At 43.7% G+C, this 7,635-nt stretch carries 8 protein-coding genes and 1 pseudogene; 2 read left to right on the top strand and 7 right to left on the bottom strand.

What is annotated here, in order from left to right:
* Positions 1 to 150 precede the first annotated feature (150 nt).
* On the bottom strand, positions 151 to 606 hold the full coding sequence (locus tag ADU23_RS18975) for a DinB family protein (protein WP_053375163.1): 456 nt from the start codon (positions 604 to 606) through the stop codon (positions 151 to 153).
* 601 nt (positions 607 to 1,207) lie between these two features.
* Entirely contained in the window at positions 1,208 to 1,747 is a 540-nt protein-coding gene (locus tag ADU23_RS18970) for a GNAT family N-acetyltransferase (RefSeq protein ID WP_053375162.1), read from the bottom strand.
* Positions 1,748 to 2,198: 451 nt separating this feature from the next.
* Here ADU23_RS18970 and ADU23_RS34255 point away from each other — a divergent pair.
* Positions 2,199 to 2,273 (top strand): annotated as a pseudogene (locus tag ADU23_RS34255) (reverse transcriptase domain-containing protein); the annotation flags it as partial.
* A gap of 23 nt (positions 2,274 to 2,296) precedes the next feature.
* Here the strand turns inward: ADU23_RS34255 and ADU23_RS18965 are convergent.
* The 5 genes from ADU23_RS18965 to ADU23_RS18945 form a co-directional block, all read right to left on the bottom strand.
* Positions 2,297 to 2,902: a YdcF family protein gene (locus tag ADU23_RS18965; RefSeq protein WP_053375161.1), complete on the bottom strand. Its 606-nt coding sequence runs from the start codon at positions 2,900 to 2,902 to the stop codon at positions 2,297 to 2,299.
* Positions 2,903 to 3,677: 775 nt separating this feature from the next.
* Positions 3,678 to 5,033, bottom strand: a complete 1,356-nt coding sequence (locus tag ADU23_RS18960; protein ID WP_197286088.1) for an oxidoreductase — start codon at positions 5,031 to 5,033, stop codon at positions 3,678 to 3,680.
* A gap of 255 nt (positions 5,034 to 5,288) precedes the next feature.
* The gene (locus tag ADU23_RS18955; RefSeq protein ID WP_053375160.1) at positions 5,289 to 5,858 is read right to left on the bottom strand and encodes a manganese catalase family protein; all 570 of its coding nucleotides are present in this window, start codon (positions 5,856 to 5,858) and stop codon (positions 5,289 to 5,291) included.
* A 44-nt stretch (positions 5,859 to 5,902) separates the two neighbouring features.
* Complete coding sequence (locus ADU23_RS18950) at positions 5,903 to 6,166, bottom strand: spore coat protein CotJB (protein ID WP_082198331.1); 264 nt, start codon at positions 6,164 to 6,166, stop codon at positions 5,903 to 5,905.
* Between the two features lie 2 nt (positions 6,167 to 6,168).
* Positions 6,169 to 6,393 carry a spore coat associated protein CotJA gene (locus tag ADU23_RS18945; RefSeq protein WP_053375159.1) on the bottom strand — a complete coding sequence of 75 codons (225 nt, stop codon included), beginning with the start codon at positions 6,391 to 6,393 and terminating at the stop codon, positions 6,169 to 6,171.
* Between the two features lie 210 nt (positions 6,394 to 6,603).
* Here ADU23_RS18945 and ADU23_RS18940 point away from each other — a divergent pair, with 210 nt between their 5' ends.
* On the top strand, positions 6,604 to 7,485 hold the full coding sequence (locus ADU23_RS18940; RefSeq protein WP_053375158.1) for an arylamine N-acetyltransferase family protein: 882 nt from the start codon (positions 6,604 to 6,606) through the stop codon (positions 7,483 to 7,485).
* Positions 7,486 to 7,635: the final 150 nt, after the last annotated feature.

Here is a 7,635-nt window from a genome sequence, read left to right as displayed (position 1 = left end):
AAGGGCTATGACCCGTTTCGTAATCCCATCGTACCGAGGCGCTTGTTTTTTTGCAAAGCTGATAATTAACGCTCTACAGGAATGCTATCGTTACCGTTAGGTCAATGCCAATCCCATTCCATTCCGAGTGATGGTGATGATTAGGCCCCGTTAGAGCCTCGCGAACGTGATGTAATCGACTTGGACGGGCTCTGCAGATTCGATCCGAAGTGCCCGGTTGATCTGTCCCCGGTGATATTGCCCATGTAAGAGGACCTGCGACAGGATGTCCCGGACGGACGTTCGGAACGGAACCCCGCTCTGGTTCTCATAGTCGACCATCTCGTCCAACTCTGATTCTTCGAGCCCTTCGATATAGACGCGATATTGCTCGGCGTTCTCTTCAAACATCGTCCGGATCGCCGTGAGGTCTTCTGCTTCCTCCCACAAGGAATATTGCGCGCTGCCCTTGCCCTGTAATCGGGACAACCAGACTCGTTCCGCGACCGCCACGTGCCGAACCAGCTTCAGAAGGTCCTTATTCTTCGTCTCACTCTCCTCGAGCGCGTCCAAGATACGTCCGTCCGCCCAGTACAGGTGGTCCATCATGCGCTTGATCGTCTTCATTACGGTTTCCCCCTATTCGTCTCATCGATTACTTGAACCTACTGTTCCTTGTTAACGTAATAATTTTGCATTTAAATGAAGCCCTAAAATTTCAATAATTTCTGCGATCGCAACTTTCCTTGGACCTTCCACAAAAAATAGAAAATTCCAACATTAATCCGATTCTCTGTACTTCTTTCCTCATTTCAGGGAAAATAATCCACATCCTAGCTTTCCCTTCCGTTGGTACAGGTTTATCGCTTTTTAAAACGACATTTCCATATTCATCCTCAAACTCAGGATGTATTGCGCTGTATTTTCCTGTATTCAAGTTATTTCCATCATAAAAAAATAAGAGCGTTAGCCTTGAAATACGGGATGCTTTCTACCACCTTCTTCCTGAGTTTAAAGCCTGTAATTAACTCTAAAACCAGATGGATGGTTCCATATTTCTTCATAGGATTTCCACACCGAGGCTTCCTCTTCACGGAATTAGTTCTCATCTCGAGAATACCATAACCAGGGAGACTGCATGCGGATTACTGCCAATTAGTTCAATAAAAAGATCAGGCATCGCAGCCCCTGCTAATCATGATTGTTATTTACCCGTTAGCTTAACGAGTTAAAGTATCTTGAATAACTCCAAGTTTGCAAATGTGTTTGCTGCATGTACCTTGTCTCCGTAAATGCCACTTACTCCGTTAAACCCTGCGTTTATCCAAAACCTAATTGCTGGCCAGTTTTTAACTGCAACATTCGCCCTTATTTCCTTATATCCTAGTTTTTTTAATTCGTCACTCAATTGAATTTCTGATTCTTTTCCAAATCCTTGTCCCTGTTTATCTTTGCAAATATACAGAAATGCGATATAGGCTGAATTATTTTTTGGATACCCATGGTAAACGCTTAATATCCCTATTAATTCGTTACTATCCATGAGTCTTACAGCAAACAAACAATAATTCTCTTTAACACCTCCTGGAGGCAAATCTCCGGTATAATACCATTGTTCGATTTGACTGGCATTGAGCTCACTGCCGTCCCACTCGCTAATATACTGACTACCTGAATAAAGGTTCTGCATCTCGGTTATTTCGTTTTCTAATAATCTTCGGAACACAAGATTTCTGGATTGCCATCTCTCAGGAAGAACGGATATCAATTAAAATCAACCCCTTTTGATACTTATCTAATTTAATAATAATCTAATTAGTTTGTTTTGAGAAGCTATGGGAAGAGGCATGCATTATATTGGCTGCCCATTAGTTGAGAAAACGGCAGCCACTATATCGGCTGCCGTCTCATCGAGTATATAGAACTTTCGTTTTCCGATAATTTAATGAAAATGCCTGCTTCCTTATAGTAGGAACCCTATATCCTTAGTATCTAGTCATTCCATTTATGAGTGGATTCATGCTTAAATTAGGTGATGCCTACAAATCATCGTGATCGATCTATTTTGTATCATCTTTCCTGCAGTCAACGTAGCTTTGATGCTACAAGGCCAAAATAAAGATCTTTTCATCCCGCTTTGACAACAACCTTACCCCATAAAATAAAAGCGTCGCGATTTACGTGGCACTTAATAGCTTAATAGCTAATGTTCTTGTCACCTGACAGCTAGAGTGGCACGGAACGTTTCGGACAAACGAGTCTTAAAACTGATTCGTTCCTACTTGAACGCAGGTAAGGTTATCATTTTTTTATTTCATTATTTCAAGAGATATTTATAATATGCTGGGAATTCTCGTATTACTGAGTAAATGTCTCTAGACTCAAAGATTTTGGCATGCGCTGCATACACTTCTTTAATATCCATTTTTCTAAACGCTAGTTTTGTCCTGGATATATGAAAATATTGAGTAATAACCATAACGGAGTCTAATTCTAATTCATCCATAATCTTGCTGGTATTTTGGGCGGTCATATATGAGTTGTACCCATTATTATCCTCTATAATTTTATTTTCCGGTATCCCTTTATCTATTAAGTAAGATTTCATAACCTTTGCCTCATCGAAGCCTTCCTTACCAATACCGCCACTTACAATGATAAAAGTATAATAGCTCCCACCATAAAGCTCTACGGACTTATCTAATCTTGCTTTTAACCGTTCAGAAGGCTGTCCATTAGCTTCTACTTTATTTCCTAATACTACAGCTACGTCAACAGGTTTTAATTCATCTTTCAACCCATCTATTATCACAAAAGTAGTGTGAATGATAAACCAGATGAAGAGACTTGCTAACAATATTAAAAATCGTTTAATGTAAACAAAGTTCAAACTCTCACCTGCATTCTCTCGTTTTTTATCCATAATCCTTCCTAAATCTTATCACACTTGGGCGCATGAAAATTGGATTCAATTCGCTAAATCCATCCGATATCCTTTATTTCCTTTGACGTAGAATCGTTGAGCTGTCATGCGCTCAATTAGTACATAAAAACCTCCCCACAGCATCGCTTCGCTGTAGGGAGGCTTCCATCTCATAAAATATCTTCTTATCCCGCTTTTCCTTAAGGATCTTCAACCTTTCCGAAACCGCACATAATCTACGACTCCGCACCTGTAGTACGTCGTGCACGAATACAGGCTGTTACAAAATCCTTCTCTTCTTTTGATAAATTTTATCCGTTTCATAATTTGAACTATTAAATCACTAGCTTCTCAGCTAGTTACCCTTGACTCAAACCTATTTTTATTTCTTAAATTTTGCTTTTACAAGTACTATTACTCCGCCAATAAAAATCCCAATAATGGCCCAAGTTGCAATAAATAATATCGAATCCATGATGTACGCTCCTTAGTTATTACTATTTTAGTGAATATATTCAGATCATTATTTCTCTTCAAACAATTATACGATTGAACGGGTACTTTGTCTCAGCTTTATAGAAGCACTCTTTAACCTTAAAGCTAGCACGGTAATATTCCAAAATGTCACATGATTAATTTGTGATTTTCCCCAAAATAAGTCTTCATACACTTCCCATTCTTATATGTTGAAAAACAAAAAAGCATCTGATCCTGCAAATTAAGGATCAAATGCTTTTTGTTGATCTTTCTATGTTCTTGCAAATCTAGCCTATGCTCAAACTGTTAATTTCACGCCAGTCAACTCCTCACTGATTTGCCAAAGCCTTTCCGCAAAATCCGGATCGATCGCCCACGGAAATACACCCGTTAGCTTTTGGCTCAGCCCTTGAGGGGCTTCTGCCGTAATGACTTCGGCAATATCGGCATCTAAACAGTAAACGCCGCCTTTGCCCTCAAGCTGAGGACTGGTCGCACACCACACGCTAGTTGCAGCACCCTGCCGTGTGGTTTTTAACTCCCCGGTTGCTGCAACCTTTTCCTCTTCTGACATAAAACGCACTAAATCAGTCATGATTCTGCCAGGATGAAGAGAAAAGGCGCGGACACCGTGCGCTTGACCGCGCTTGTCCAGCGCGAGCGCAAAAAGCGCATTAGCTGACTTGGACTGGCCGTAAGCTTTCCATTTGTCGTATTCTCGCCGTTCGAAGTTTGGATCCTCAAAATCAACGCCACCGAAGCGAACGCCAGTTGAAGAAACAGAGACCACTCGCGCCTCTCCCGCCTGTTTCAATGCAGGCCAGAGCCGTAACGTCAACTGAAAGTGTCCCAAATGATTGGTTGCAAATTGGGATTCGTAGCCGCGTGCATCACGTACTAGCGGAGGAGCCATAATTCCGGCATTATTGATCAAGATATCCAGCGGTCGCCCAGAGTCCAGAAACCGCTTCGCGAATGCGTCGATTGAAGCAGGATCGATCAGATCCAGCTCCTCCAGCTCAACTCGAGGGATGCCTGCAACCGAAGTGCGAGCTTTATCTGGTGTTCGTGCGGGTACAATGACTGTCGCACCTGCTTCAGCCAAAGCACGTGTTGTTTCGAGTCCGACGCCAGAATACCCACCTGTCACGATAGCCATTTTTCCACTCAAATCACGGCCTACAAGTACTTCCTGTGCGGTTGTTTGCGGACCAAAGCCCGAGTGAATCGGTTTTTGTGGCGTAGCTTGATAGTTGTTATCTGTATTCATGTTCAAACTCCTCCTAATCTTGATTTGCATCATTAGGTCATTGAAATGGTCCAGCTTATAATTCACCACATCCAAAGTAGCCCTCATTGCCACCATCTGCGACTCGATGTTGAGTTTATGTTCATAAAGTAAGTTATAACAGTTCTCGTAATTTTGAGCGGATGCCAATGTCATATAATGTTCAATTTCCTTTAGCGGCATGCCGGTTCGTTTGAGATGTGAAATGAAAATTAATCGTTCGAGATGGATTGTGCCATATTCCCTCTGCCCTTTTGCCTTACGCCTTGCTGGCGGCAGGAGTCCGATCTTTGCATAATACCGTATCGTATCGTAAGTGAGGCCTGACTTTTGGGAAATCTCTGCGATTGAATATGTGGGCTCCATCCTTCTCCTCCTCTCTGATTCCAGGTAAGCAGTTTCGTTTTCCATTGCATCCGCATCTTAACGTATGGAGCTTACTCCATGTCAAGCGATTCCTTCTAGAGTGTGCTCGATATCGCCATAAAATAATGATCCCATTTCATTTTACCAACCAATGTACCTATTTCTCGGAGCGGCATGATTATGAGTTTTTTGATGGAGCAAATCAATAAAATAAAAACCTCCCCACAGCCACTTCCGCTGCAGAGAGGTTTCCCTCTAATAAAAGATCTTCTCATCCCGCTTTTCCTTCAATATCTCCACCGCTTCCCGGAAACGCAGCGAATGCACGATCTCCCTCTCCCGAAGGAATTTCAAGCTGTCCTGCAGATCGACGTCATCGGTCAAATCAATCAGCCATTGATAAGTAGCCCGCGCCTTCTCTTCCGCCGCAATATCCTCATACAGATCGGCAATCGGATCGCCTTTGGCTTGGATGTAGGCAGCCGTCCATGGGACGCCGCCTGCGTTCTCATAGAACAAGGCGCTGTCGTGCGCGACATAGTGAGCACCGAGTCCGGCCGCCTTTAATTGCTCCGGCGTCGCATCCTTGGTCAGCTTGTAGATCATGGTTGCGATCATCTCGAGATGCGCAAATTCTTCCGTTCCTATGTCTGTAAGCAGTCCGATCACTTTATCCGGTATCGTGTAGCGCTGGTTCAAATATCGCAGCGCCGCTGCGAGCTCCCCGTCGGCACCGCCATACTGCTCCATGAGGAACTTGGCCATCAAAGGATCGCATTTGCTGACGCGTACGGGATATTGCAATTTTTTCTCATACACCCACATGCACGGTTACCTCCTCTAAAATGGATTTTAGCCAAGCACGTACCTTAAACCTGCCACGGCCATGGCGCTTCATTCCAGGACCAAGGCGTACCGGATAAGCTTTGGCCAAACGGCTTTAACGGACCATAATTGGTTTCATAGCGATGAGCGATTTGCTGCCTTAGCAGCGCGTACTGATTGTATTGCTGGATCGCATTCACATCTGTCGGATGCGTATCCAAATATAAATTCAACTCCACCAAAACAAAATCAACGGCCTGCAATTCATGCAGCAGTTTGTAATATTCCTCGTTGAGTACGATGGACACGCTTAGTCACCCTCTTCCTCTCTGTCGTGTTTCGAGCTGTAAGGACTGAATAACGAGGGCCAAAGGGTCCCGTATTTTAAGGCCTCGAATGGAGTGAATTGGGGCAGATTGGGGGGCTGGAACGAAATAAACAATTGTGGCGGCGTGCTGTAGCTCTTCACCAATATCGGTGGACAAGGATCGAGCGGACTGACAAAAGGCTTATAAAAACGAACCTGATCATTCACGATGATGTCTCCTCTCGCAATGTTCTTCACATCAATATATGTAAGGATGCTTGCCCATCATTACTGCTGCCTTTTAACCCGCATTTTGTACCGGTACAGATAGCCCTTTTTTTTGTTGTTCCTAGTCCGTTACTCGTTTACGATGTAATTACGGTTGCACAAGGTCATTATTAAAGCAGTCGATTTTTTAAAAATAAGAGGTGTATGCAAATGAATGGGCTGACCAGCGAGGAAATAAAAAGATATTTAAACAGAATCGGAATCGCAGATATTCAGGCTCCTACCCAGTCCTATTTGTTTGAACTGCATAAAGCTCATGTAAAGCATATTTCGTGGCAGACGATCGATATTTTTGCGGGAAGACCTGCTTCTATTGATGATAAACAAATAATTGAGCTTATGTTAGCTGGACGGAGCGGTTATTGCTTTCACTTAAATGGGGCGTTCAGCATCCTTCTCCGCTCGTTAGGCTACAAGGTTAACTTCCACCGAGCTGGCGTTCAGCCCGTAGGCACTGAGCCCCGGGTCAATGGCTTTCACTTAGGGCTCACCGTTACGTTGACTAACGAAAGTCAAATCGAAGAAATTTGGATTGTTGACGTTGGACTTGGCGACATGCCTTATGAGCCACTCCCCCTGCTAGCCGGCGTTTATCAACAAGGCCCCTTTATATATAAAGTAGTGGAATCCGGCGTGGCTCCTAAGGGTTGGCGATTAGAGCATGATCCTGTAGGTTCCGTTGTTGGCGTCGATTATGCCCCGGCGATCATCAAGGATTTAGAGCCATTTAAGCCAAACCACGAGCATTACAGCCGCTCAGCGGATTCCCCGTGGCTTAATTTGTTTATTCTCAAACAGCGGCACGAGACCGGCGGTAACGAAATACGCGGCTGCATTTGGACAAAGCGTGAAGAGAATGAGACTGTGAAGATCGAGATTACGAATAAATCGCAATGGCTTGACGTTTTAGCTGACCAGTTCGGAGAGAAGCTTGTTAACTATACGAAGCCGGAGCGTGATGAGCTGTGGAGAAAAGTACTGCTGAAGCATGAGGAATGGAAATTATCTAAAGCGCTGCAAACAACCGAATAAACCGTTTCGAAAATAGGCGTTTGCGGCGTTTGCAGGCGCCTTTACTCGTTCATCCTGCCGCAATCCCGTTTTTTTACCGTCCTTATGTGCATTACGACCTATTTTTTGCCAAAAGCATTTTCATTCCCCTCTTTAGCATAGGGAATCCTA

The organism is Paenibacillus sp. FJAT-27812 (assembly GCF_001273905.1).
Taxonomy (GTDB): Bacteria; Bacillota; Bacilli; order Paenibacillales; family Paenibacillaceae; genus Pristimantibacillus.
This window is presented reverse-complemented; position numbering and strand designations above follow the sequence as displayed.

What these genes read in the sequence shown, in the direction of transcription:
- ADU23_RS18975 (WP_053375163.1), bottom strand. Translation starts at nt 606, where the DNA reads ATGAAGACGATCAAGCGCATGATGGACCACCTGTACTGGGCGGACGGA.
- ADU23_RS18965 (WP_053375161.1), bottom strand. Translation starts at nt 2,902, where the DNA reads ATGGATAAAAAACGAGAGAATGCAGGTGAGAGTTTGAACTTTGTTTAC.
- ADU23_RS18960 (WP_197286088.1), bottom strand. Translation starts at nt 5,033, where the DNA reads ATGGAGCCCACATATTCAATCGCAGAGATTTCCCAAAAGTCAGGCCTC.
- ADU23_RS18955 (WP_053375160.1), bottom strand. Translation starts at nt 5,858, where the DNA reads ATGTGGGTGTATGAGAAAAAATTGCAATATCCCGTACGCGTCAGCAAA.
- ADU23_RS18940 (WP_053375158.1), top strand. Translation starts at nt 6,604, where the DNA reads ATGAATGGGCTGACCAGCGAGGAAATAAAAAGATATTTAAACAGAATC.